The organism is Amycolatopsis sp. NBC_01480 (genome assembly GCF_036227205.1).
GTDB lineage: Bacteria > Actinomycetota > Actinomycetes > Mycobacteriales > Pseudonocardiaceae > Amycolatopsis.
In genome coordinates, this window is record NZ_CP109442.1 from 3,239,984 (window position 1) to 3,265,127 (window position 25,144).

General features: G+C 70.0%; 21 protein-coding genes and 1 pseudogene. 12 read left to right on the top strand and 10 right to left on the bottom strand.

The genetic code is table 11. The features are described 5' to 3' along the window. The first annotated feature begins 7 nt into the window (after nucleotides 1-7). From OG371_RS15345 to OG371_RS15385, 9 genes are all read left to right on the top strand, one after another. Nucleotides 8-2,152, top strand: a complete 2,145-nt coding sequence (locus OG371_RS15345; RefSeq protein WP_329069746.1) for a DUF6049 family protein — start codon at nucleotides 8-10, stop codon at nucleotides 2,150-2,152. Between the two features lie 516 nt (nucleotides 2,153-2,668). Beyond that, entirely contained in the window at nucleotides 2,669-4,597 is a 1,929-nt protein-coding gene (gene murJ, locus OG371_RS15350; RefSeq protein WP_442876160.1) for a murein biosynthesis integral membrane protein MurJ, read from the top strand. Nucleotides 4,598-4,679: 82 nt separating this feature from the next. Further along, a complete protein-coding gene (locus tag OG371_RS15355; RefSeq protein WP_329069747.1) occupies nucleotides 4,680-6,278 on the top strand; it encodes a protein kinase family protein in 1,599 nt (532 codons plus the stop codon). Nucleotides 6,279-6,309: 31 nt separating this feature from the next. Next, a complete protein-coding gene (gene sigM / locus OG371_RS15360) occupies nucleotides 6,310-6,972 on the top strand; it encodes an RNA polymerase sigma factor SigM (RefSeq protein WP_329069749.1) in 663 nt (220 codons plus the stop codon). Next, the gene (locus OG371_RS15365; protein WP_329069751.1) at nucleotides 6,969-7,775 is read left to right on the top strand and encodes a hypothetical protein; all 807 of its coding nucleotides are present in this window, start codon (nucleotides 6,969-6,971) and stop codon (nucleotides 7,773-7,775) included. The genes sigM and OG371_RS15365 overlap by 4 nt, the downstream gene beginning before the upstream one ends. Nucleotides 7,776-7,890: 115 nt before the next feature. Beyond that, on the top strand, nucleotides 7,891-8,883 hold the full coding sequence (gene trxB, locus OG371_RS15370; RefSeq protein WP_329069753.1) for a thioredoxin-disulfide reductase: 993 nt from the start codon (nucleotides 7,891-7,893) through the stop codon (nucleotides 8,881-8,883). Between the two features lie 29 nt (nucleotides 8,884-8,912). After that, the gene (trxA, locus tag OG371_RS15375) at nucleotides 8,913-9,236 is read left to right on the top strand and encodes a thioredoxin (RefSeq protein WP_091624505.1); all 324 of its coding nucleotides are present in this window, start codon (nucleotides 8,913-8,915) and stop codon (nucleotides 9,234-9,236) included. Between the two features lie 279 nt (nucleotides 9,237-9,515). Further along, nucleotides 9,516-10,664 (top strand): N-acetylmuramoyl-L-alanine amidase, encoded by a 1,149-nt coding sequence (locus OG371_RS15380; RefSeq protein WP_329069756.1) that lies wholly within the window; start codon nucleotides 9,516-9,518, stop codon nucleotides 10,662-10,664. 1,192 nt (nucleotides 10,665-11,856) lie between these two features. After that, complete coding sequence (locus tag OG371_RS15385; protein ID WP_329069759.1) at nucleotides 11,857-12,402, top strand: SRPBCC domain-containing protein; 546 nt, start codon at nucleotides 11,857-11,859, stop codon at nucleotides 12,400-12,402. A gap of 3 nt (nucleotides 12,403-12,405) precedes the next feature. Here the strand turns inward: OG371_RS15385 and OG371_RS15390 are convergent, their stop codons facing one another. Next, nucleotides 12,406-13,050 carry a GNAT family N-acetyltransferase gene (locus OG371_RS15390; protein ID WP_329069761.1) on the bottom strand — a complete coding sequence of 215 codons (645 nt, stop codon included), beginning with the start codon at nucleotides 13,048-13,050 and terminating at the stop codon, nucleotides 12,406-12,408. A gap of 196 nt (nucleotides 13,051-13,246) precedes the next feature. On the opposite strand from OG371_RS15390, the gene OG371_RS15395 reads away from it, so the two are divergent. Beyond that, entirely contained in the window at nucleotides 13,247-14,566 is a 1,320-nt protein-coding gene (locus OG371_RS15395; protein WP_329069763.1) for an aminotransferase-like domain-containing protein, read from the top strand. A 39-nt stretch (nucleotides 14,567-14,605) separates the two neighbouring features. Beyond that, nucleotides 14,606-15,556 carry a D-alanine--D-alanine ligase family protein gene (locus tag OG371_RS15400; RefSeq protein ID WP_329069765.1) on the top strand — a complete coding sequence of 317 codons (951 nt, stop codon included), beginning with the start codon at nucleotides 14,606-14,608 and terminating at the stop codon, nucleotides 15,554-15,556. A 114-nt stretch (nucleotides 15,557-15,670) separates the two neighbouring features. Here OG371_RS15400 and OG371_RS15405 read toward each other — a convergent pair whose 3' ends face one another. The 9 genes and pseudogenes from OG371_RS15405 to rpmH all read right to left on the bottom strand — a co-directional run bounded on the left by OG371_RS15405 (nucleotide 15,671) and on the right by rpmH (nucleotide 21,974). Further along, on the bottom strand, nucleotides 15,671-16,690 hold the full coding sequence (locus tag OG371_RS15405; RefSeq protein ID WP_329069767.1) for a ParB/RepB/Spo0J family partition protein: 1,020 nt from the start codon (nucleotides 16,688-16,690) through the stop codon (nucleotides 15,671-15,673). Continuing rightward, a complete protein-coding gene (locus OG371_RS15410; protein WP_091624484.1) occupies nucleotides 16,687-17,613 on the bottom strand; it encodes a ParA family protein in 927 nt (308 codons plus the stop codon). The genes OG371_RS15405 and OG371_RS15410 overlap by 4 nt, the downstream gene beginning before the upstream one ends. An 88-nt stretch (nucleotides 17,614-17,701) precedes the next feature. After that, on the bottom strand, nucleotides 17,702-18,382 hold the full coding sequence (rsmG, locus tag OG371_RS15415; protein ID WP_329069769.1) for a 16S rRNA (guanine(527)-N(7))-methyltransferase RsmG: 681 nt from the start codon (nucleotides 18,380-18,382) through the stop codon (nucleotides 17,702-17,704). A 253-nt stretch (nucleotides 18,383-18,635) separates the two neighbouring features. Next, nucleotides 18,636-19,048, bottom strand: a pseudogene (locus OG371_RS47410) (DUF6886 family protein). A 249-nt stretch (nucleotides 19,049-19,297) separates the two neighbouring features. Further along, entirely contained in the window at nucleotides 19,298-19,855 is a 558-nt protein-coding gene (locus tag OG371_RS15430; RefSeq protein WP_329073089.1) for a Jag family protein, read from the bottom strand. A gap of 30 nt (nucleotides 19,856-19,885) precedes the next feature. Then, a complete protein-coding gene (gene yidC / locus OG371_RS15435; RefSeq protein WP_329069773.1) occupies nucleotides 19,886-21,034 on the bottom strand; it encodes a membrane protein insertase YidC in 1,149 nt (382 codons plus the stop codon). A gap of 4 nt (nucleotides 21,035-21,038) precedes the next feature. Continuing rightward, a complete protein-coding gene (gene yidD, locus OG371_RS15440) occupies nucleotides 21,039-21,371 on the bottom strand; it encodes a membrane protein insertion efficiency factor YidD (RefSeq protein WP_329069775.1) in 333 nt (110 codons plus the stop codon). Between the two features lie 6 nt (nucleotides 21,372-21,377). After that, the gene (gene rnpA / locus OG371_RS15445) at nucleotides 21,378-21,809 is read right to left on the bottom strand and encodes a ribonuclease P protein component (protein ID WP_329069777.1); all 432 of its coding nucleotides are present in this window, start codon (nucleotides 21,807-21,809) and stop codon (nucleotides 21,378-21,380) included. Between the two features lie 21 nt (nucleotides 21,810-21,830). Then, the gene (gene rpmH / locus OG371_RS15450; protein WP_005154511.1) at nucleotides 21,831-21,974 is read right to left on the bottom strand and encodes a 50S ribosomal protein L34; all 144 of its coding nucleotides are present in this window, start codon (nucleotides 21,972-21,974) and stop codon (nucleotides 21,831-21,833) included. Nucleotides 21,975-22,567: 593 nt separating this feature from the next. Here rpmH and dnaA point away from each other — a divergent pair. Continuing rightward, nucleotides 22,568-24,238 (top strand): chromosomal replication initiator protein DnaA, encoded by a 1,671-nt coding sequence (gene dnaA / locus OG371_RS15455; protein WP_329069779.1) that lies wholly within the window; start codon nucleotides 22,568-22,570, stop codon nucleotides 24,236-24,238. The last annotated feature ends 906 nt before the right edge of the window (nucleotides 24,239-25,144 follow it).

A 25,144-nucleotide genomic window follows, 5' to 3' on the forward strand; every position in this document is an offset into this window, starting at 1 on the left:
CACCCGAGTGAAGCGGCCGGCCGCCTTCTTCCTGTCCCTGCTGTTCTTCGCAGTGGCCGCCCTGATCGGCGCGCCCGCGCAGGCCCAGGACGAGCCGAGCCCGGAGCCCCCGCGGCTGCGGATCGACCTCGCCCAGCTGAACCCCCGCGTCATCACCGGCGCTTCGACGACGCTTTCGGTGTCCGGCACCGTGACCAACATCGGCGACCGCCGGATCGCCCGCCCGCAGGCGCGGCTGCAGGTCGGCGAGCGGCTGACCAGCGACCGCGCGATGTCCGGCGTGCTGGCGGGCGAGCCGATCCAGGACACCCCGTTGACGGACTTCACCACGCTCACCGATTCGCTCGAGCCGGGTCGGAGCGCCCGCTTCGACATCCAGGTGCCGCTGACCGGCAGGAGCGCGCTGGGCAAGCCCGGGGTGTACCCGATGCTGGTGAACGTCAACGGCACGCCGGAGTTCGGCGGCACCGCGCGGCTGGCCGCGGTCAGCGTGCTGATGCCGGTGCTCTCGGCGCCGGGCGGGAAGTCGACGCCGCCGCCGTCCAAGCACGCGAACGTCAGCGTCCTCTGGCCGATCACCGACAGCTCGCCGCACGTGCTCTCCTCGCCCTACGGCGGCCGGCTGGCGCTGTCGGACGACACGCTGGAGAACGAGCTGAAGCCGAACGGGCGGCTGTACTCCCTCGTCTCCGCCGCGCGGGCGGCCGAGGAGAACAACCCCCACGTCCGCGATTCGCTGTGCTTCGCGCTCGACCCCGACCTGCTGCGGACCGTCGACGCGATGACCCGCGGCTACCTCGTCGGCGGCGCGCAGGGCCAGAACGCCGCCGCGGCGAGCGACTGGCTGGCCTCGCTGCGCGCGCTGGTCAAGGACCGCTGCGTGGTCACCATGCCGTTCGCCGACGCCGACCTCACCACGCTGGGCCAGGTGCACTCCGCCACCGGGACCGACCCGAACCTGCTGCAGTCCGCGCTCGGCGGCGCCGCGACGATCCGGCAGCTGCTCGGCGTCCAGCCGCAGGAGGGCGTGCTGTGGCCGGACGGGACGCCGGACGGGCAGGCGCTCACCGCGATCGCCGGCGCCGGCTTCGGCACGGTGCTCACGGACGGCTCGAAGCTCCAGTCCAAGACCCCGGTCACCGGCGCCGTCACGCTGTCCCCGGGCGGGCTGCGCGCCCAGCCGATCGACGGGCTGATCGCGAGCGCGATGACCGGCGCCCCGCCGAACCCGCAGGCCCCGACCACCGTCGGCGCGGCTTCCCAGCCCGCGATCTCCGGGCAGAACGGCCTGGCCGCCATCGCGTATGAAGCGGGTCTGGGCCGGGCGGACGCCAAGCAGAACGCGCGTCTGCTGGTCGCGCCGCCGCGCCGGTGGTCCGCGCCGATGTCCGAGCTGACCGCTTTCCTGGACCAGCTCGGCACCTTCTTCGGCGACGGGATGGCCTCCAGCCTGCCGCTGACCTCGCAGCTGCAGGTCGATCCGACGGGCACCGCCGCGCTGTCGGCCGGCAACCGGGACCAGCCCGCCGGGACCGGCGACCCGGACACGCTGTCGACCCTCGACACGCAGGCCTCCGGGCTGCTGTCGGCCATGCGGATGGACACCACCCGGCGGGTGCAGCCCGACGCCATCGTCGCGCCGGTGCGTGACGCGATCGTGCGCGGCGCGTCGACGGCGTGGCAGTCGGCCGCGCCCGGCGCCGCGGTGGCGAACGCCAACGCCGAGCTCGGCGCGATCCGCAACCAGGTGACCGTGGAGCAGCCGAAGCAGACGATCGCGCTGGCCTCGGGCTCGTCGCCGCTGCCGGTGTTCGTGAGCAACGACCTGCCGGTGGGCATCGACGCGCAGATCGCGCTGCAGAACAGCGTCGGCATCCGGCCGCTGGCCGCGCAGAACCTGTTCTTCCCGGCCGGCGGCAGCAAGAACGAGTACCTGCAGATCGAGGCCCTGCGCGCCGGCCTGCTCAGCGTCGATGTGTCGTTGACCACGCCCAGCGGCACCTCGCTCGGCACGCCCGCGCGGTTCGAGCTGACCTCGACCGAGTACGGCCCGATCACGATCATCTTCACCGTCGTCGCCGGCTGCGCGCTGCTCCTGCTGGCCTCGCGCCGCATCTACCGGCGGATCAAGGAGAGCCGCCAGGCGCGCTGAGTTTTCCGGCCTTGTCCTCGGGGGACCGAGTGTTCCAGCCCGTTCACGATTACCCTGGGTCGACCGCTGCCACAATGGCAGGGACCCCGAGTACCGAGGATTGGGCACGCGTTGGACAAAGAGCCGGGCTTACCACCCGAGCGTGCGGGCCGTCCTCGGCGCGAAGGGGCGCCACCGCGGCGCGACGAGCGGGGTGAACCGCCGCGCCGCCGTCGCCAGCCGCCGCCACAGGGCCAGCCGCCGCCGGAGCGCAGGCAGCCGCCACCCCCGAACGGCCGGACGCGGCGGATGCCCGTGCCCGAAGAGCGCCCGCAACGCCGGGTCCCGCCGCCGCCTCCGCCGCAGGGCCGCCAGGGCGCGCCGCCGCGCAAGCCGGCCGGACCGCCGCCCACCCGTCGTCAGCAAGTACCGCCGCCGCCCCCGCCTCCGCAGGGGCGGCCGCCGTTGCCGCAACCGTCCGGCCCGATGCCCTCGGGGCCGACGCCCTCGGGTCCGCTGCCGCAGCCGTCCGGGCCGATGTCCTCGGGCGCGATGCCGCAGCAGCCGCCGTCGTCGGGGCCGCCGTCCGGACCGCAGCAGATCCCGCCCGGCCCGCCGCACCGCGGCCGCGGCCCTCGCCCGGGCGCGCCGATCCGGCCGTGGCAGGAGGAGGCCCGGCGCGACCCGGAGGCCACGCGGTTCATCCCGCGCACCGCCGGCGTCCCGATGGCCGCCTCGCGCTGGCCGACCGCCGACCCGGACGTCCTGCGCCCGTACGACGCGCTGGCCACGCAGGTCATGCCGCGGATCCGGGACGCGCCGCTGGTGCGCCCGGCCGGGCCGACGTCGACCGGCGAACAACCGGTCACTCCGGCGAAGGCGCCTTCGCTCGCGAAGGCGAGCGGGCGGATGGCGATCGCTTCGCTGATCAGCCGCATCACCGGCTTCCTGTGGAAGCTGCTGCTGGTGGCGGCGATCGGCGCGGGCATCTCGAACGACTCGTTCAACGTCGCGAACACGATGCCGAACATCATCTTCGAGCTGCTGATGGGCGGCGTGCTCGCCAGCGTGGTGGTGCCGCTCCTGGTGCGCTCGCAGGACGACGAGGACGGCGGCCAGGCGTACACCCAGCGGCTGCTCACGGTCGCGATCACGCTGCTGCTGATCGGCACGGTGATCGCGGTGATCGCCGCGCCGGCGTTCACCTCGCTGTACGTCGACTCCTCCGGCCGGGCCAGCCCGCAGCTGACCACGGCGTTCGCGTACCTGCTGCTGCCCGAGATCTTCTTCTACGGGGTGTTCGCGCTGCTTTCGGCGATCCTGAACGCGAAGCAGATCTTCGGCCCCACCGCGTGGGCGCCGGTGGTCAACAACATGGTCGTCATCTTCACGATCCTGGTCGTGTGGATCATGCCGGGCTCGATCGACGAGGCGCACCCGTCGATCACCGACCCGAAGGTGCTCACGCTGGGCCTCGGCGTGACCGCCGGCATCGTCGCGCAGGCGTTCATGCTGATCCCGCCGCTGCTGCGGTCCGGCTTCCGGCCGAAGTGGCTGTGGGGCATCGACCGGCGGATGAAGGAGTTCGGCGGGCTGGCGCTGTGGATCGTCGGCTACGTCGCGGTGAGCCAGGTCGGCTACACCGTCACCACACGGGTGCTGACCAAGGGCACGCCCGGCGGTGTCACCGCGTACAGCAACGCGTGGCTGCTGTTCCAGCTGCCGTACGGCGTCATCGGCGTCTCGCTGCTCACGGCGATCATGCCGCGGATGAGCCGCGCGGCCGCGGACGGCGACACCAAGAAGCTGATCGGCGACCTGTCGTACGCGTCGAGGATCTCCACGGTGATGCTCGTGCCGATCTCGGCGGTGATGACCATCGTCGGCTCGTCGATCGGCGTCGCGCTGTTCACCTTCGGCAAGGGCTCGCTGGAGAGCGCGGAGCGGCTCGGCGAGGCGCTGGCCATTTCGGCGTTCGCGCTGCTGCCGTACGCGCTGGTGATGCTGCAGATGCGCGTGTTCTACGCGATGAAGGACGCCCGGACGCCGACGCTGATCATGATCGTGATGACGCTGGTCAAGGTGCCGCTGCTGTACCTGTGCCCGGTCGTGCTGTCGCCGGACAACATCGTGCTGGGCGTGATGATGGTGAACGCGCTGACGTTCGTCGTCGGCGCGGTCCTCGGCCAGGTGTGGCTGTGGGTGACGCTGGGCAACCTGCGGAGCAAGCGGGTGATCGGGGTGATCCTGTTCACGGTCGTCGCGAGTGTGCTCGGCGTGGCCGCGGCGTGGCTCGTGGGGCACATCGTGCCGGACTCGCTGGGCGTGACTTTGCACGCCTGGGTCAAGTTGCTGCTGCAGGGGATCGTCGGCATCGGCGTCTCGTTCGGCGTGCTCATGGCGCTGAAGGTCGAGGAGCTGGTGCCCGCCTCGTCCAGAATCACCCGTTTGATCAAGCGCGGGTAACGATTGATTCACGACTCACGACGCTTCCCCCGGAGCTGATCCGGGTACCCTCGACCCGGGAGCGCGACGCGGGAGAGAAGCGGTGGACACGAGACGGAGCGAACAGGCAGGGGAGGCCAGCCGTTCGGGCATACGTGCCCAGGGCGGCTCGCTGGCCCCGGGCCGGGTCGTCGGCGACGGCCGGTACCGCCTGCTCGCGCAGTTCGGGGTGGACGAACGGGCCGCCGCGCACCTGTGGCGGGCACGCGATGGGCAGCTCAAGCGCGACGTCGCGCTGACCCTGCTGGTCGGTGATCCGGCGGACCCGGAGGCCGCGAGGCTGGCCCGGCGGACACTGGAGCGCGCGGCGCACGCGTCGAAGTTCGGCCACGGCGGTGTCGCCAGGGTCCTCGACGTGCTGAGCCTCGGCAGCGGCGTGACCTCGAGCGAGGGGCTGCTCGGCGTCGTCGTCGCGGAGTGGACCAAGGGCAGTGACCTGGTCGACCTCGTCGCGCAGCGGCCGGTGGCGCCCGCGGCGGCCGCGCGGATGGTGCAGGCGCTCGCCGAAGCGGTGGAGCACGCGCACCAGAACGGCCTGGTCCTCGGCCTCGACCACCCCCAGCGCCTGCGGCTCACGCCGAACGGCGCGTTGAAGCTCGCGTTTCCCGGCCCGCTGCCGGAGGCGACGCTGCGTGACGACGTGAAAGCGCTCGGCGCGGTCCTTTACCTGCTGCTCACCGGCCGTTGGGCGTTGCCGGGCGGGCCGCCCGCGATCCCCGCGGCGCCGCTGACCCCGCAGGGCCTGGTCGTGCCGCCGCGCACGCTGGTGCCCGCGGTGCCGCCGGAGCTGTCCTCGCTGGCCGTCCGCACGATCGAGGACGGCGGCAACGGCGGCATCCGGACCAGCTCGGCGATCCTGCGCGTGCTCGGCCAGGTGGCCGACGAGGAGGAGCGCACCCAGCTGATCAAGGCGGTCGGCGACAGCGACGAGGCCCCGGCCGACGGCACGCTGTGGACCACCAAGAAGCCGGTGAAAGACGTGGCGCGGCGGCGGAAGCTGGCGTTCGGCGTCACCGTGCTGGTGGTCGCCACCGTGGTGATCCTGGCCTGGGGCGGGCTGATGCTGATCAACCTGTTCCAGGGCGATTCGAAGGCCAGCGGCCCGACGATCAACGTCGCGGCGCCGAGCAGCCAGAACGCGCCGCCGCCGGCGAACTCGGCCACGCCCCCGCCGTCCTCGCCGGCCCAGCCGAAGATCGGCGCGGCGGTCACCCCGACGTCGGCGAGCGTCTACAACCCGGAAGGCTCGGGCGACAACTCGGGACGCGCGAAGAACACCATCGACGGCGATCCCGGCACGACCTGGCGCACCGACCAGTACCAGCAGCAGCTGCCGGTGCTGAAGTCCGGCGTCGGCATCGTGGTCTCGTTCGACAACCCGGTGAACCTGGCCCAGGTGAAGATCACCGCCGACAGCCCGGGCACGAAGGTCGAAATCCGGTCCGCGGACAGCAAGAACCCGAAGCTGGCCGACACCAAGGTGGTCGGCTCCGGCGATCTGAACGCGGCCGACACCACCATCACCCTCCAGCAGCCGACGCAGAGCCAGTACTTCATCGTCTGGATCACCCAGCTGGGTGACGACGGCAACGGCGGCTTCATCAGCCAGATCGGCGAACTGAGCTTCCTGCCTGCGGGGTGACGCTCCTTACCCACTCAGTAGGCTCTCCCGGGTGACGGCTGCAGCTCCCACGGATGCTGATCTCATAGCGGCGCACGCCGCCGGGGATCCGCATGCGTTCAGTGAACTGGTCCGGCGACATCGGGACCGCCTCTGGGCGGTCGCGCTGCGGACCCTGCGGGATCCGGAGGAGGCCGCGGACGCGCTGCAGGAGGCGTTCATCTCGGCCTTCCGCGCGGCGGGCAACTTCCGCGCCGAGTCCCAGGTGACCACCTGGCTGCACCGGATCGTCGTCAACGCCTGCCTCGACCGGATCCGCCGCCGCCAGGCCCGGCCCACCGTCCCGCTGCCCGAAACCGGCTTCAACGAGCCGGCGTCGCCGCGCGACTCGATGGCGGAGAAGGAAACCAGCCTGCTCGTCCGCGCCGCCCTGGAGCAGCTGCCCGAGGACCAGCGCGCACCGATCCTGCTCGTCGACGTCGAGGGTTATTCGGTGGCCGAGACGGCGAAGATGCTCGGCATCGCCGAGGGCACCGTGAAGAGCCGATGTGCCAGGGGACGCGGGAAACTCGCGAAGGTTCTCGGGCATCTGCGGAACCCCGATGCGCACGGAGGCGTCCCAACTAACGAAAGCAAACGCAAGCGCGCCACTTCGGAGGGGTCCCGGAGTGCCGGGCGGGCCGACGGCTCGCCGGGGAACGGGGAGGGACGATGACGGACGAAAGTCGGGGGGTCGGCGGAGCCGCCGAGCCGCCCTGGTCTGTCGACCTGCTCGCCGACCTCCACGCGGGCGTCCTGGACGAACACGAGGCCGCCGAGCTGTGGCCCCGGGTCAACGACGACCCCGAAGCGCTCGCCGTGATCGAGGCGCTGGAGGCCACCACGGCCGACCTGGCGTCGCTCGCGCTGGAGCCCGCGCCGATGCCCGCCGAGTACGCGGCGCGGCTGGACGCGGCGCTGGCGGCGGAGGCCTCCACCCGGCAGGCCGCCTCGTTTCCCGGTCCCGCGCCGATCCCGGCCGCGGCACCGGCAGCTCCGGCGGCCGGCCGCGCGCCCGTGGTGGATCTCGCGGCCGCACGGCGGAAACGCAACCGGCGGCTCGGCTGGGGCGCCGGGGCGCTGACCGCGGCCGCCGCGGCGATCGTCGTCGTGGCCGTCGCGGTGCCCGGCACGTCGCAGGAGACCGGGACGCCCGGGGTGGCGGCACCCGCGCCGCCCGGACCGTCGGTCGGCGGCGACGGCAGCGGCGCTGAAGCCCTGCTGGGCGGCGCCATGGGCGTCCGCGATTTCGGCCCGCTGCAGGACGAGCAACGGCTCGACGAGTGCGTCACCGCGGCCGGGCTGGACGCGAACGTGCGCCCGGCGGGCATCCGGCCGGTGAACGTCGGCGGCAAGGCCGGCGTGCTCGTCATCTACACCACGGGAAAGCTCGCGCAGTACCGGATCGTGGCCTTCGGCGCCGACTGCGGCCCCGGTTACCCCGACAAGCTGTTCGACAAGGTCGTCGGGAAGAAATAGCCGCTGGTCGGGGCCGGTAATGCTTCGGTAAGTAGTGGGCGTCACCGTCGGGAACACCGCCACCTACGATCGTGTTGAGCCTGATGCACAGGTCACTACGAGCGGAGGTTCACGGGTGGCTGCCGAGGAAATCAGGAACCTGATCGTGGTCGGGTCTGGTCCTGCCGGTTACACCGCCGCGGTCTACGCGGCACGCGCACAGCTTGAGCCGCTGGTGTTCGAGGGCACCCAGTTCGGCGGTGCGCTGATGACCACCACGGAGGTCGAGAACTTCCCCGGCTTCCGCGACGGCATCCAAGGGCCGGACCTGATGGAGGAGATGCGCAAGCAGGCCGAGCGCTTCGGCGCCGAGCTGCGCGCGGAGGACGTCGAATCGCTGGAGCTGACGGGCGACGTGAAGTACGTCGTCGCGAACGGCAAGCGCTACGCGGCCCGCGCGGTCATCCTCGCCATGGGCGCGGCCGCGCGCTACCTGAACGTGCCGGGTGAGCAGGACCTGCTCGGCCGCGGTGTGTCGGCCTGTGCGACGTGTGACGGCTTCTTCTTCCGGGACCACGACATCGTCGTGGCCGGCGGCGGCGACTCCGCGATGGAGGAGGCGACCTTCCTGACCAAGTTCGCCAAGTCCGTCACGATCGTGCACCGCCGGGACGAGTTCCGGGCGTCGAAGATCATGCTCGAGCGCGCCCGCGCGAACGAGAAGATCAAGTGGCAGCTGAACTCCCAGATCACCGGCGTCGAGGGTGACGGGAAGGTCCAGGGCGTCAAGGTCAAGGACACCCGGACCGGCGACGAGCAGACGCTGGACGTCACCGGCTTCTTCGTCGCGATCGGCCACGACCCGCGCAGCGCGCTGGTCAAGGGCCAGGTCGACGTCGACGAGGACGGCTACGTCGTCACGCAGGGGCGCACGTCTTACACGAACGTGCCCGGCGTGTTCGCGGCCGGCGACCTGGTGGACCGCACCTACCGGCAGGCCATCACGGCGGCCGGCTCCGGCTGCAGCGCCGCGATCGACGCGGAACGATGGCTGGCGGAGCACGGCGACGCCGACGCCCACGAGGCCCCTGAACTGGTCGGCGGCGGCTACGGCCCCGGCGTCCACTGACTTTCCCACCCACTCGAAGGAGAAACCCGATGACCAACACCGTGAAGGTGACGGACAAGTCGTTCGTCGACGACGTGCTGACCAGCGACAAGCCCGTGCTGGTCGACTTCTGGGCCACCTGGTGCGGCCCGTGCAAGATGGTCGCCCCGGTGCTCGAGGAGATCGCGGCCGAGAACGGCGAGAAGATCACCGTCGCGAAGCTCGACATCGACGAGAACCCGAACACGGCGCGTGACTACCAGGTGATGTCGATCCCGACGCTGATCCTGTTCCAGGGCGGCAAACCGGTGAAGCAGATCGTCGGCGCCAAGCCGAAGGCCGCGCTGCTTTCGGACCTCTCGGACGTCCTCTGACGCAGCGCGCGCTGTCCAGTAGCTGAGAACCCGGGCCTGCGGTGATTCACCCGCGGGCCCGGGTTCTCGCACGTTCGGGCAAGCTCCTCGTGGCCATGATCACGCAGGTGCACGGCGTGTCCCCGGAGGTGGACCACGTTCGGCGGCTTGCCGCACAGACTGGGCCTGCGCGCTCACCGAGAGTTCACAGGGCACAATAGGTGCCTGGGCTTACCACCCACACAGGTTTCTGTTTCGCATCGAGCTGGTTTCGGTGCCCTAGTGAAGAGCGAGGAGTGCATGCGGGTACTCCGCCGCGGTGACACCGGTCCGGACGTCGCCGAGATCAGGGCGATCTTCGCCGGGATGGATCTGCTCCCTGCGGTCACCGAGACCGAGCAGTACGAGACCTTCGACGTGGCGGTCGAACAGGCGGTGCGGGCCTTCCAGCAGCGACGTGGGCTGATCACCGACGGCGTGGTGGGTCCCGCGACGTTCCAGGCGCTCAAGGGCGCCAGCTACCACTTGGGCAGCCGTCCGCTGGCGCACATGATCTCCTCGCCCGTGCAGGGTGACGACGTGTTCGCGCTGCAGGAGCGCCTCACCGAGCTGGGCTTCGACGCCGGCCGCCCGGACGGGCACTTCGGCCCGCAGACGGAGCGCGCGCTGAAGACCTTCCAGCGCGACATGCGCCTGAACGCCGACGGAATCTGCGGCCCGGCCACGATCCGCGAGCTGCACCGCCTCTCGTCCCCGCGCGCCCGCGGCGGCCGCCCGGTCTTCCTGCGCGAGCAGGAGCAGGTCCGCCGCGCCGGCCCGCGGCTGCGCGGCAAGCGCATCGTGATCGACCCCGGCCACGGCGGCGAGGACCTCGGCGTGGTCGCCGGCGGCCTGCGTGAAGCGGACATCGCCTGGGACCTCGCGCGCAGGCTTGAAGGACGCATGCAGGCGACGGGCATGGAGGCCCTGATCTCCCGCGGCCCGAACCACAGCCCGACGGACTTCGAGCGCGCCCGCTTCGCCAACGACGCCGGCGCGGACCTGTTCCTGTCCCTGCACAGCGACGGCAACCCGTCCCCCCGCGCCCAGGGCGTGGCCAGCTTCCACTTCGGCACGGGCAACGGCACCACCTCCACGGTGGGCGAACTGCTGGCCGGCTTCATCCAGCGCGAGGTCGCGGCCCGCACCGGCCTGCGCGACTGCCGCACGCACTACAAGACGTGGGAGATCTTCACCCGCACCCGCTGCCCGGCCGTCCGCGTGGAAATCGGCTACCTCACCAACCCGGACGACGCCCGCAACCTGGGCGACCCCGCCTTCCGCGACATCGTCGCCGAGGGCATCCTGATCGCGGTGAAACGCCTGTACCTCCTAGGCGAAGGCGACCAGCCCACGGGCACCTTCACCTTCGCCGACGTCCTGGCCCACGAACTCGCGAAGGCCGAGTAGGAACCTGCCGCTGCTCGGCTGGGTTGCGCTGGGTTGTCTTGCGCTGGCTCGGCTTCCGCTAGGCTGACTTGTGCCGGGTTGGCCTGGTTTCCACTCAGCTGATTTGCTCTGGCCTGGCTCGGGCCCGGCTGTCTTCTGCGCGATTGGCTCCCGGTCGGTTGGCTGAGGCGACCACTCCGCCCCGCAACCGTTCCGCTGTGCCGACCACCTCGCCACACAATCGCTTCGCCGTGCGACCCCACCTAGCCGCGCGCCCACTCCACCGCACGATCCGCTCCAACGTGCGATCCGCTCCGGCTCGCTCAAGTTCTTCCGTGCCACCCAGTTCTTCCGTGGCACCCGGGAATCTCCCGTCGCGCTCCATCAGCCCCGTGAACGTCCCGCGCACTCCCGAACTTCTCGCCACCCCGAGCTGCCCATCGCGCAGTTCCCCAACTCCCGCTGCCACCCCAGCTCCACTCCCCACCACCCGCACCACACTCACCTCACACCGCCACTCACCTCACACCGCCACTCGCCCCATACCGCCACTCGCCCGACATCACCAGTCACCAACCAGCACCAGCCGCTGGCCTCACCAAGTCACCAGCCACCGCGAGCCACCAACCATCACCAGTCACCCAGCGTCGCGAACCGTCGGCCTTTGCTGGTCACCCAGCGTCGCCACCCCAGCGGCCTCTCACCCCTCGATCCGCCACTGCCCGACCCGCCCGCCCACCATCCCCAGCCGTCCACAACGCCCCGCCAGTACCCCGCCGCCCGGCCCCCTAGCCCCTCACCAACATCCACGGCCGCGCCCCACCACTCAGCAATCCACTCACCCAAGCCCCACCAGTCACACCCACCACACAAAAACCGGAGTCCCCAACCCGCTTCCGCCGCCCCCCAGCGCCGCCACAACCCGTTGCGATCACTCCCCGCCGGACCCACCACACCTTGGGGCAGCCCCCGCCCTCCTCGGGGGGGCGTCCCCAGGTCCAGCCTAGTCATCCACAGGTTTTCCACGGCCTCTATCTGCAATCTGTGGATAACTCGGCGCTTCTTCCACAGTTGTGCACAGCGTCCGGAATCGGATCTTTCCGGCGTGGGGTGGAGGTGCTAGAGGTGCTGGTCGGGGAAGGTGGAGCGGCGGGTGTCGAAATGGGGGAGGGGTGTCGACGTCCTTGGTGTGCGGGAGACGGGAGGAAGCGTGATGGGTGAGACGAAGCTGACCTCGGGCGAAGCCGTGCGGAAGGCGGCCGGGCTGAGCTGGGACGAGTGGGGGCAGGAACTCGACGCCTGGGGCGCCCTCGAGCGGAGCCACGGCGAGATCGTGAAATGGCTCATGGCCGAGCGCGGTGTCGGGAGCTGGTGGGCGCAGACAGTGACCGTCGAGTACGAGCGGGCGCAAGGGCTGCGGACGGCCGGCAGTGGGCGCAACGGGCTCTACACCGTGAGCGCGAGCAAGACGATCGACGCGTCCGTGGAGGAGCTGTTCCGCGCCGTCACTGATCCCGGGCAACGCGAGCGTTGGCTGCCGGACGGGCTGCTCACCGAGCGGACCGCACAACCGCACCGTTCAGCCCGGTTCGATTGGGCCCACGGCACCACCAGGGTCAACTTCGGATTTGTCGATAAAGGGACACGGGCTCAGGTTGCGCTCGCGCACGAGCGCCTCCCCGATCAGGAGACGGCCGACAAGACCAAGCAGTACTGGCGGGACAGCCTCACCCGGCTCAAGCAGCTGCTCGAAGGCTGAGGCTCAAGCGCGCCCGAGGCTCGGCTCGGCGGTGGTGATCGTCACCTGGCCGAGCAGCCGCTCCAGCGCCGCTTCGACATCTTCCTTCCAGCTGATCGCCGAGCGCAGCTCGAGGCGCAGCCGCGGCCACTTCGAGTGGGGGCGGACCGTCTTGAAGCCCACGCTCTGCAGGAACGCCGCCGGCAGCACGCACGTGTGCTGCCCCATCGGGTCGCCTTCGTCCGGGTTCGCGTCGCCGAAGGCCTCGATGGCGCGGACGCCGCGCTTGGTCAGGTCCTTCGCGACCGCCTGGACCAGCATCCGGCCGAGGCCGCCGCCGCGGAATTCGGGGAGCACCTGGAACGCCGTGAGCAGCACGGCGTCGGCGCTCGGCGGCGACGTGGGGAAGGCCAGCGAGCGCGGGACGGCGTTCGGCGGCGCGTACAGCACGAACCCGACCGGCAGAGTGTCGCTGTAGACGATGCGGCCGCAGGAGCCCCACTCCAGCAGCACGCTGGAGACCCAGGCCTCCTTCTCGACCTCCGTGGAGCCGAACTCCTCGGCCTGCGCCTTCAGATGCGGCGCCAGCTCCCAGTACACGCACCGGCGGCAGCTCTTGGGCAGGTGCTCCAAGTTGTCCAGGGTGACGCCCACGACGCGACGCGACACCTGAAACCTCCTGAAAGCCTCACCCGACAACTCACCACCGGCCTCTTCGCCCGCGCGAGCGCAGGCAGTACCGGAAGAGCCTCCCCGAGGATAAGCCGATGTGACGAGCGCCGGAAGGGCGGGGACCGCGAAGAGGCCGCGGTTACACTCGATGGATCTACCAGCAGGTACCACCGAGCCCTCCAGGTTGCCGTCGATGACCGAGAACCGCCCCGTCAAGCCGCAAGCCGGCCGCCACAACCTCGACCCGCACCTCGACCGGTACGCCGCGCGCACCGCCGGGATGACCGCTTCGGAGATCCGAGCGCTCTTCGCGGTGGCCAGCCGTCCCGAGGTGGTCTCCCTGGCCGGCGGGATGCCGAACCTCGCGGCGCTTCCGCTGGACACGCTGTCGGCGCAGGTCGGCGAGATCATCGCCGAAGAGGGGCTCGTCGCGCTCCAGTACGGTTCCGCGCACGGCGTGCCGGCGCTGCGGGATCAGATCTGCGAAGTGATGGCGCTCGAGGGCATCAAGGCGCACCCGGACGACGTCGTCGTCACGGTCGGCTCCCAGATGGGCCTGGACATGGTGACGCGCCTGTTCTGCGATCCGGGTGACATCGTGATCGCGGAAGGCCCGTCGTACGTCGGCGCGCTCGGCTCGTTCTCCGCCTACCAGGCGAAGGTCGTGCACGTCGCGATGGACGACCAGGGGCTCGTGCCCGAGGGCCTGAGAGAGGCGCTGAAGCAGGCCGAGAAGGCCGGCCAGCGCGTCAAATTCCTTTACACCATCCCGAATTTCCACAATCCCGCCGGCGTCACGCTCGCGGTGGAGCGGCGCGCGGAGATCGTCGAAATCTGCCGCGAGTACGGCGTGCTGATCGTCGAGGACAACCCGTACGGCCTGCTCGGCTTCGACGGCCAGACCTACCCGGCGCTGCGCTCGATCGACCCCGACAACGTTGTTTACCTCGGCTCGTTCTCGAAGACGTTCGCCTCCGGCCTGCGCGTCGGCTGGGTGCTCGCGCCGCACGCGGTGCGCGAAAAGCTCGTGCTGGCAGCGGAATCCGCGACGCTGTGCCCGCCGACGTTCAACCAGATGATCGTCTCGCGCTACCTCGCGACGCACGATTGGAAGGGCCAGATCAAGAAGTTCCGGGAGAACTACCGCGATCGGCGCGACGCGATGCTGTCCGCGCTGCACCAGTACCTGCCGCCCGGCTGCTCCTGGACGAACCCCGACGGCGGCTTCTACGTGTGGGTCACCGTCCCGGAAGGCGTTGACACCAAAGCAATGTTGCCCCGCGCGGTCACCGCGCGCGTGGCGTACGCGTCGGGCACCGGCTTCTACGCGGACGGCTTCGGCTCGCGCCAGATGCGACTGTCCTACTGCTACCCGACGCCGGAGCGCATCCGCGAGGGCGTGCGGCGACTCGCCGCCGTGCTGGAGTCCGAAATGGACCTCGGCCGCACTTTCGGTAGCGTGAGGGCCCGCACCATCCCGGGGTCAGAAACCCCGTCTCCGGACACGGTCTGACCGACCGCTGGTCCACCCCACAGCTAAGGAGTTCCCACGGTGGTCGACCGTACCGTTGCCGTGCTCGCCGGCGGGCTTTCCCACGAACGCGACGTCTCCCTTCGCTCCGGCCGTCGGCTTTCGGCCGCGCTGCGCAGCGAGGGACTGACGGTCGAGGAGTGGGACACCGACGCCGGGCTGCTGGAGCGGCTGCGGACGCAGCGGCCCGACGCCGTGGTCGTCGCGCTGCACGGCGGCGAGGGGGAGAACGGCTCGGTGCAGACCGTGCTGGAGATGCTGGACGTGCCGTTCGTCGGCACCAGCTCCCAGGGCTGCCGCCGCGCGTGGGACAAGCCCACCGCCAAGGCGTTCGTGCAGCAGGCCGGTTTCTCGACGCCGGACTGGATCGTCCTGCCGCACAGCACTTTCCGCGAACTCGGGGCCCAGTCGGTGCTCGATGCGATGGTGGACCGGCTCGGCCTGCCCCTGATCCTCAAGCCGGACCAGGGCGGGTCGGCACTCGGCACCCAGGTGGTCCGCGAGGCGGCGGAACTGCCCGCGGCGATGGTCGGCTGCTTCGCGTACGGCGACACCGTGCTCGCCGAACGGTTGGTGGACGGCGTCGAGGTGGCCGTGACGGTCATCGAGGGGGAGAACGGGGCCGAGGCCCTGCCCGCGGTCGAGATCGTGCCGGAGAGCGGCGTCTACGACTACACCGCGCGCTACACGGCGGGGCTGACGGATTTCTTCACGCCGGCGCGGATCTCCGACGAGGCGTCGAAGGCGGTCAGCGAACTCGCGGTCGCCGCGCACCAGTGGCTCGGCCTCCGGGACATCTCGCGCACCGACGCCGTCGTCATGTCCGACGGCACGGTGCAGTTCCTCGAAGTGAACCTGTCGCCCGGGCTCACCGAGACCTCGACCGTGCCGATGGCCGTGGAGGCCGCGGGGAAATCGCTCGGCTCGGTGTTCGCCGAACTCATCACCCGCGCCGTCACCCGCGCCAGCTGACTCCGCCCGCCCCGAAAACGGCGGCGGGCCGACCGGATCTCGATGATCACCCAGGGTGCCGTCGGGTGTCCCGGTGCGCAATCATCACCGTGACGAAACGACCCTGGGTGATCCCTAGTCGGTTTCCTCTGTCCGATTCGCCGTTTTTTCGCCCGCTTCCGCATCGATCAGCGCAACGATGCGTTCGAGGTCGTCCACCGAGCCGAACTCGAGCACGATGCGCCCCTTGCGCCGGCCGAGGTCGACTTTCACGCGGGTGTCGAACCGGTCGGACAGCCGGTTGGCGAGTTCCTGCAACCCCGGCGCCTGGATCGGCTTGCGGGGAGCGGGCTTGGGCTTGGCCGGCTTCTCGCTCTTCTTCAGCGTGACGGCTTCCTCGGTCGCGCGGACCGACATGCCCTCCGCGATGATCCGCGCGGCCAGCTCTTCCTGGCTTTCGGGATCCTCGAGAGACAGCAGTGCCCGCGCGTGCCCGGCCGACAGCACGCCCGCGGCGACGCGACGCTGGACGGGCAGCGGCAGCTTGAGGAGCCGGATCGTGTTGGTGATGACGGGACGGCTCCGGCCGATGCGGCCGGCCAGCTCCTCGTGGGTCACCGCGAACTCGTCGAGCAGCTGCTGGTACGCGGCCGCCTCCTCGAGCGGGTTCAGCTGGACGCGGTGGATGTTCTCCAGCAACGCGTCGCGCAGCATGGACTCGTCGGCGGTCTGCCTGACGATCGCCGGGATCGCCTCCAGCTCGGCCTGCTGCGACGCGCGCAGGCGCCGCTCGCCCATGACGAGCTCGTACTCGTTCTCCCCGAGCTCGCGCACGACGATCGGCTGCATGAGCCCGAACTCGCGGATGGAGTGCTCGAGTTCGCTGAGCGCTTCTTCGTCGAAGACCTGACGGGGCTGCTTCGGGTTCGGCCTGACCGAGCCCACGGGGATCTCGCGGTACACCGCACCGGCGACCTCGCCGCCGACGGGCGTCACCGCTTCGTTCGCCGGGAACCAGCCCTTGTCCTCGCGCCCCGCCTTCTCGGCCGGGACGCCGTCTTCCCTGCCGGAAGGCGCCGGGCCGGCCGTGGTGGCCGGCCCGGTCGGGATCAGGGCCGCGAGCCCGCGCCCCAGCCCTCCTCTGCGCTCAGTCATGCGCTATTGCTCCTTCCTTCGCTCGCACCACGTTCCGCGATCTCCTTCGCCGCGTCGAGGTAGCTCATCGCGCCGCGTGAACCGGGGTCGTAGGAGAGCACGGTCTGGCCGTACCCGGGCGCCTCCGACACCTTCACGCTGCGGGGGATGACGGTCTTCAGCACAGTGTCGCCGAAGTGGTTCCGGACCTCGTTGGTCACCTGGTCGGCCAGCTTGGTGCGGCCGTCGTACATGGTGAGCAGGATCGTGGAGACCTGGAGCTCGCGGTTGAGGTGCTGCTGCACGAGCTCGATGTTGCTCAGCAGCTGCCCCAGACCTTCCAGCGCGTAGTACTCGCACTGGATCGGGATGAGCACCTCCTGCGCGGCGACCATCGCGTTGACGGTGAGGAGACCGAGCGACGGCGGGCAGTCGATGAACACGTAGTCGACGCCGATCTGGTCGAGCACCTCGCTCGAGAGCGCCTCCTTCAGCCGCGTCTCGCGGCTCGCCATGGAGACGAGCTCGATCTCCGCGCCGGCGAGGTCGATGGTCGCGGGGACGCAGAAGAGGTTGGGCGACTGCTCGCTGGTGGCCGCCGCCTCCGCGAGCGACACCTCGCCGATGAGCACCTCGTAGATCGACGGCGTGCCGGAACGGTGCTCGATGTCGAGCGCCGTGCTGGCGTTGCCCTGGGGGTCGAGGTCGATCACCAACGTCTTGAGTCCGTGCACGGCGAGCGCGGCGGCGAGGTTGACCGTGCTCGTGGTCTTGCCGACGCCGCCCTTCTGATTGGCGACCGTCAGCACGCGTCGCCGGGTGGGTCGGGGGAGAGCGCCTTCCTTCGGGTGCAGGACGCTGGCAGCTCGGACGGCTTCTTCGGCGATCGGCGTCCAGCCCAACTCGTGGCCGGTGCTCGCAGGGTCGGACGGTGGGGGATTCACCGGTCTCGACACCTCCTCTGTGTAGACGATTCGATGGCGTTCGAATCCGCGTTGTTTCACGTGGAACGCCGCGGCTGATTCTCGTGCGCTAGCTCCGCCTGCCTCGTGGCCGGGACGGCTTCGATGGCAGACGGCGGATCATCACGACCGTGCTGGGGACCTCGAGTACTGCTTTGCCGCACTCAGCGAGTTCCGGATCGGCACCGCCCGCCCTACGCACGGCGTCGCGGTCCCGTTCGATCTCCTCTCCCGCACTGGCGCCCTTGAGCGCGACCAGACGGCCCTCGGGGCGAACCAGCGGAAGACACCAGCCCGCAAGGCGAGCGAGAGGAGCAACAGCGCGAGCGGTGACAATGTCGGCGCCACCCAGCTGTTCGTGCACTGACCGCTCCTCCGCCCGTCCACGGACGATGGTGATCGGGAGTTCCAGCTTCTCGGCGACCTCGGCCAGCCAGTCAACCCGGCGGGCCATCGGTTCAAGGAGAACGATAGCGAGGTCCGGTCGGGCGATCGCCAGCGGCACGCCCGGAAGCCCGGCACCCGATCCGACGTCGACCACGCGGGCGCCCTGGGGGATCTGCTCGCCGATGACGGCCGAGTTCAGCACGTGCCGATCCCACAGTCGCTCGACCTCACGCGGTCCGATCAGTCCGCGCTCGACCCCATGGGTCGCCAGCAGCTCGACGTAGCCGGCGGCTTGGTCGACGCGATCTCCGAACACTGCCGCCGCCGCAGTCCGCACCGTCCCGGTGGCGCCGTCCAAGCTCACTACACCCACTCCTCGATCCGCGCGTTTCACGTGAAACGCGCTCGTTTGATTGTCCCCGATGCCGGGCCCAAATCGAGCCGACAGACCGCAACTGTGGACAACTCCACTCAGGTGCTCAGCCCTGTGGGCAACCAGGCGCCGGTTTCACGTGAAACGCGGCGGGCGCCAGTGAGCGTGAACGGCGCGCGTTTCACGTGAAACGCCACGCATGTAATTCACTCGGCGACGCCGACGCCGCGAACCGGGCGGGCAGCTACGCCCGGGGGACGGCATTGCGGAGACGGATCCCGCTGAAGCCGAGCGAGCAGGCAGTGGTCGCGTCCCAGAGCGGCCACAGGCTCGTCAGTGTGAACGCGTCGGCGGGCAGGCGGTAGGCGAACAGGTCGACCGTGCGCATCCGGTCGAGCCAGGCGTACTCGATCGCGTGCATCCGGGTCGCGCCACTCGGGCCGAGGATGCGAGCGCGGTCCTCGGGTGTAGTCGACGGGGTCGCCCACGCCATCGCGCGCGGGCAGGCGCGGGGAACCAGTAGCCCGGCGCTTGCTCGCCATCAACGGCCCAGACGAACGCATCCAGCTGACGAGCCGTCGCGGCGACGTGGGGAGCGAAACGAGTGATGGTCGGGTCCTCAGAGAACTGGAGGATCTCGCCGGGAGCCGGGCGCATGCCTCAGTTCTGGTCGCGCCTCTCCGGCCGGGTGGGATAGCCAGGGAACAACCGGTCCTCCGCATCGACCGCGACAGCGGGCACCGCAACATCGGGCACCCGGGCACCGGGCACTCGGGCGCACCCAGCCTGGACATCACAGCCGGGCCGACGGATCGACGTTCCGGCCCCGGGTACAAAACAAAGCGGCCCGCCGGACGGATGTCCAGCGGGCCGCTTCGGCTCAGTGCTCAGTGAAGCAGGAAGGCGTCAGCCCTCCGGGAAGATCACCACACGACGCTTCGGGTCTTCACCCTCGCTCTCGCTCGTGACGCCGTCCACGGTCGCGACCGCGTCGTGCACCACCTTGCGCTCGAACGGGCTCATGGGCTGCAACCGCACGCGCTCGCCGCTCGAGAGCACCGACTCGGCCGTGGAGCGGCCGAGCTCGCGGAGCTCCTCGCGACGGTCCGCGCGCCAGCCCGCGATGTCCAGCATGAGCCGGCTGCGCGAGCCGGTCTCCTGCTGGACGGCGAGGCGGGTCAGCTCCTGCAGCGACTCGAGCACGGTGCCGCGCGGACCGACCAGCTTCTCCAGGTCCTCACCGCCGTCGATGCTCACGATCGCGCGCCCGGCCTCAACGTCGAGGTCGATGTCGCCGTCGTAGTCGAGCAGGTCCAGCAGGCGCTCCAGGTAGTCGCCGGCGATGTCGCCCTCTTGCACGAGGGTGTCGTCGGCACCTCCCTGCTTCTCCGCGGGAGCGGCGGCGGTCTCGGCCACCTCCGCGTCTTCCTGATCGGCTTCGATCGTGTCGACCGTCTCCGACATCATTCGTCTCCTCTCCGAACCGGATCGGCGTCAGCGACGCTTCCGGCCCGACTTCCTGTTCGAGTCCTTGAGGAGCCCAGGCACCCCGGTGCCGTTCTCCTTCGATCCGTTCTGGGCCGGCTGCTTCGCCGGCTCGGACGGGGTGGTCTTGTTCTCCGCCGTGGCGGACGGCTTGCTCTCGACACCGCTGGAGGGCGAGGCCGTCTGCGCGAAACCGTGGGCAGAGCCCGCCTTGGTCACCTTGCCCTGCTGCCCGCTGCCGGACGACTGGTTCTTCTTCTGCTGGACCGGCTTCTGCCCGACCTTCGGCGCCGTCGGCTTCTGGCCCGGCTTCGGGCCGAGCGACGCGCGCTTCTCCGCGGCCTCCTCCTTGCGAGCCTTCTCTTCCTTGTCGATCTTCGTGTAGACGAGGCGCTGCTGCATCAGGGTCCAGCCGTTGTTCGCCAGCCAGTAGAAGAGCAGGCCGAGCGGGAACAGCGCACCGAACACGAGCACACCGAGCGGGAAGACGTACATGGTCAGCTTGTTCATGATCGCGGTCTGCGAGGTGGCCGACGCGGCGTTCTGCCGGGCCACCGAGTGTCGCGCGGTGAGGTGCGTGGCGATCGACGCGATGATCATCAGCGGCAGGGCGACCGGCAGCACGTTCCAGTGCCAGCCGCTGCCGCCGGCGCCGCCGCTCACCATGCCGACGCCGTTGTTCACGGCCTCGCCGAGGTTGACCCCGAACAGCTTCGCGCTGACGTACGAGTGGACGTCCGCCTGCTTGAAGAAGTAGTTCTCCGTCTTGGCGCCGCCGCCGGCGGGCAGGATGGTGAACGCGCGGAGCACGTGGTTCAGGCCGATGAACACCGGGATCTGCAGGAGCATCGGAAGGCAGCTGCCGAGCGGGTTGACGCCGTGCTCGCGCTGGAGCTTCTGCATCTCCTGCGCCTGGCGCTGCCGGTCGTTCGCGTACTTCTTCTGGACCTTCTTCATCTCCGGCGCGAAGTCCTGCATCTTCTTCATCGACCGGACCTGGTTCACGAACGGCTTGAACATGATGCCGCGGACGGTGAACGTCAGGAAGATGATGCCGAGGATCCAGGAGATGGCCGAGGCGTCGCCGAACGCGAAGCCGAAGACCTTGTGCCAACACCACAAGATGAAGGACACGGGGTAGTAGATGAAATCGAGCACTGAGCTACTCCTCGATCGGTGTTTCAGGCATGCGGTGTCGCCACGAGAACTTCTCGGGGACCGGGTCGCGGCCGGGTGGCGTCCACGGGCCGCAGCGGAGCAGCCGGCGCAGCGCGAGGTAGGAGCCGCGGCCGGCACCGTGCCGGGTCAGGGCTTCGACTGCGTACGCGCTGCAGCTCGGGTAGAAGCGGCAAGCCGGCGGCAAGAAGGGGGAGATCGCCTTGCGATAGAACTTGACGGGGAGGAGCAGCACCCAGGCGACCGGGCCGGGGCGGAGGGCCGCCGGGGCCTGTTCCTCGGGAGCCTCGCCGGTGCTGTGCTGGGGGCTGGCTTGCATAAGGCGTTACACCGCTGATCCGTGGTCGGGGGCCGTGTCCTGCTGACGCGGCTGCCGGGGAGCACCGTCCCCGGCCGGACGGCGGTGCGGCGCGAGACCGAGCCGTCGCAACGCCGCGTCGAGGTCGGCGCCGAGCTCCGCACTGGAAGCGGACGCCGCCGGAGGTAATGCCCTTACCACCAACGAGCTGCCGGCTGGCAGGGTTCCGAGCCGCGCGGAAACGAGATGCCGCAGCCGCCGGGAGACGCGGTGGCGGACCACCGAGTTCCCGACGGCCTTGCTCACCACAAAACCCGCCCTGGCCGCATCGGGTGCGGCCTCGGACGGGTCCGTGGTCAACGCGTGGACGACGAGATGACGCCTGCCTGCCCGGGACCCCCGGCGAAGGACGACCCTGAAGTCCTCACTCCGCCGCAGACGTGCGGCAACGGGCAGCACGGCGCGCCTCGACGAGCCGGATCAGGCGGACAGCGCGCCGCGGCCCTTGCGACGGCGAGCCGCCAGGATGGCCCGGCCCGCACGAGTCCGCATGCGGAGGCGGAAACCGTGGACCCGGGCGCGTCGTCGGTTGTTCGGCTGGAAGGTGCGCTTACCCTTGCTCACTGCTTCTCCTGTGTGTCGGCCGTCGGGCGACGGCTTTTCGGCCGTCTACCGGCATGTCGTGCGGTCGCACGGCAGTCTCTGGTGTCTCCTACCAACGTGTGGCCTCGTCACGACGAGCGACGACATACGTGGGCACGCGAAACGCGCCCGTCGCTTACGGGAGACCTTACGAGGGTACGCACCCCGGTCGGGAGCCGTGAAGGCACCCCTCCACCACGCACCGCGACCAGGCCCGGACCGGCGGGCCCCGGCACGCCGCGGCACCGAATGGCAACACGCCGTACAGCGTGAAATGCTTGCGCGCGACGACGCCTTGTGGCAATGAGCAGGGCTTGTTAGCGTGCCTCTCTCGGGTCACCGGACGAGGTGGCGGCGGGATCACTGCCAGGGTGTGGAGGCACCCGGGGCGAACGTCGAACCCGCACGTGGCGTGGCTGCGGGCCGCCGTACATTAGTGCACAGCTGTGGACAACTATGTGGATATTCGCTGTGCCCGCGCGCAGGTCGGTCCAAGATGACGTCCGAGGGAGAGTACCGGGCGTGTTGGGGGTGACTTCGCCGTCCACGCCGCCGAGGGGAGGGGAGCCAGACAGGTGTCCGAGCACCAGCACAATCTAGGTGTCATCTGGGAGCAGGTGGTGCGGGAGCTGTCCAACGGCACCCTGTCGCCGCAGCAGCGCGCCTGGATGCGCGTGACCCGGCCGATCGGCCTGCTCGACGGCACCGCGCTGCTGGCCGCCCCCAGCGATTTCGCGAAGGAAGCGATCGAGCGCGGCCTGCGCGGCGCGATCACCGACGCGTTGTCCCGCCGGCTCGGGCGCACCGTCTCGCTCGCGGTGAAGGTCGACAGCACCGAGGCCGTCGCGCCGGCGCCCGCGCCCCGGTACGCGCCGTCACCCGCGCGGGTGGAAAACGGGCGGCCCGAAAACGGCAACGGCCACCTCGAGAACGGACGGCACGACAACCGCGCCGGGCAGCTGGCCGAACCGTCGCGCCCGGCCTTCGACGGCAACAGCCTGATGCCCGCGGGCGGTCCCGCGCGGCCCGCGCCGCCGCAGCAGATGCCCGTCGGCCAGCAGCAGATGTCCGCCGAGGACTCCGACGACACGGAAGAAGAAGTCGACGAAGAGGGCGACGCGCTCGCCGCCGTGCACGAGATCTGGCCGTCCTTCTCCGGGCAGCCGACCGCCGGGCAGCCGTACACCGCGCCCGCGCAGCCGCAGACCTCGAAGACGAAGCTGAACGAGAAGTACACCTTCGACACCTTTGTCATCGGCGCCTCGAACCGCTTCGCGCACGCGGCCGCGTTCGCCGTCGCCGAAGCGCCGGCCCGCGCGTACAACCCGCTGTTCATCTGGGGCGAGTCCGGGCTCGGCAAGACGCACCTGCTGCACGCCGTCGGGCACTACGCGCAACGGCTGTTCCCGGGCATGCGCGTGCGGTACGTGTCGACTGAAGAGTTCACGAACGACTTCATCAACTCACTGCGAGACGACCGCAAGGTCGCCTTCCAGCGCCGCTACCGCGACATCGACATCCTGCTCGTGGACGACATCCAGTTCCTGGAGGGCAAGGAAGGCACCCAGGAGGAGTTCTTCCACACCTTCAACACGCTGCACAACGCGAACAAGCAGATCGTCGTCTCCTCCGACCGGCCGCCCAAGCGGCTCGAGACGCTGGAAGACCGGCTGCGGACGCGGTTCGAGTGGGGCCTGATCACCGACATCCAGCCGCCGGAGCTCGAGACCCGCATCGCCATCCTGCGCAAGAAGGCCGCGCAGGACCGGCTCGCGGTGCCGGGCGAGGTGCTGGAGTTCATCGCGTCACGGGTCGAGGCGAACATCCGCGAGCTGGAGGGCGCGCTGATCCGCGTCACGGCGTTCGCTTCGCTGAACCAGCAGGCGGTCGACGTCAGCCTGGCCGAGATCGTGCTGCGCGACCTGATCCCCGACTCCCACGCCCCGGAGATCACGGCGCCGACGATCATGGGCGTCACGTCCGAGTTCTTCGACGTCACGCTCGACGACCTCTGCGGCCCGGGCAAGACGAAGGCCCTCGCGACGGCCCGCCAGATCGCGATGTACCTCTGCCGCGAGCTGACCGACATGTCGCTGCCGAAGATCGGCCAGACCTTCGGCGGCCGCGACCACACCACCGTGATGCACGCGGACAAGAAGATCCGCAAGGAGATGGCCGAACGTCGGCGCATCTACGACCAGGTGCAGGAGCTGACGTCGCGCATCAAGCAGCGCGCCCGCCAGTAGCCGCTTTTCCGAATACCCGCTGAGCCGCGCGCGAGGCGTCACTGCCCACAGGGGCAGGTGACACCGGCGCGCGGCTTTGTCGTTTCGCCCCGGCCCCAGCTCGGCCCGCCCGCAGCCCGGCCCGGCCCGGCCCGGAGCACTGTCCAATCGCGTCGCGAAGCGCTTTCCCTTACCACGCAACGCTTCGCCGCGTACCCGGGTCCCACGTGGACGAAGCGACCCGAAGCAGCGAAGCGAGACGCTGTGCCTTCGGCCACGTGCGCCCGCGTACGCAGGAGTCCTCAAACTCATTGATACACAAGGGCTTTTCCCCACCCTGTGTGCAGTTTACCCACAGCCCCAACAAGTTCTCAGCCTGCGACGACGCTGAAACCACCCACACCCCGCCCACACGGAATCCACAGAGTGTCCACAGGGTTGTCCACGCTGATTCCACAGGTTGCCCACATCTGATCCACATGCGCCGCCCGTCACTCACCAGGGCGAACCGGAGGCCCGCCGAGACCCACAGAGCCTGGGTACAACTGGGCTCACAACTGGGGATAACCATGGGGACAACTGGGCCCGATTGTGGACAGATCGGCCATGGCCCGAAACCATCCACGGGTGGCCCGAGCTGTCCACGGATCCGCCACCAGGGCTCTCCACACCCCCGCGCCCGCTCCGACCTGCGCGAACGAGCTCTATCCACACAACCCACAGCCCCTATTACTGTTACTGCCCTTAGATCTTTTTTAGAAGAGAACAGAACAAAAACAGGCGATGGACGAAGTTGGGGACAACCGGCAAACGCTGTCGTCTTGTCGACAAACTCAAGGGGAGGCCGAGGTGACGGCGACCCCGGCGACGGCCTAACGTGGATGTCTGCACCTGGTCCGAACCCCGAGCCGACCCCGGTCCGGGATC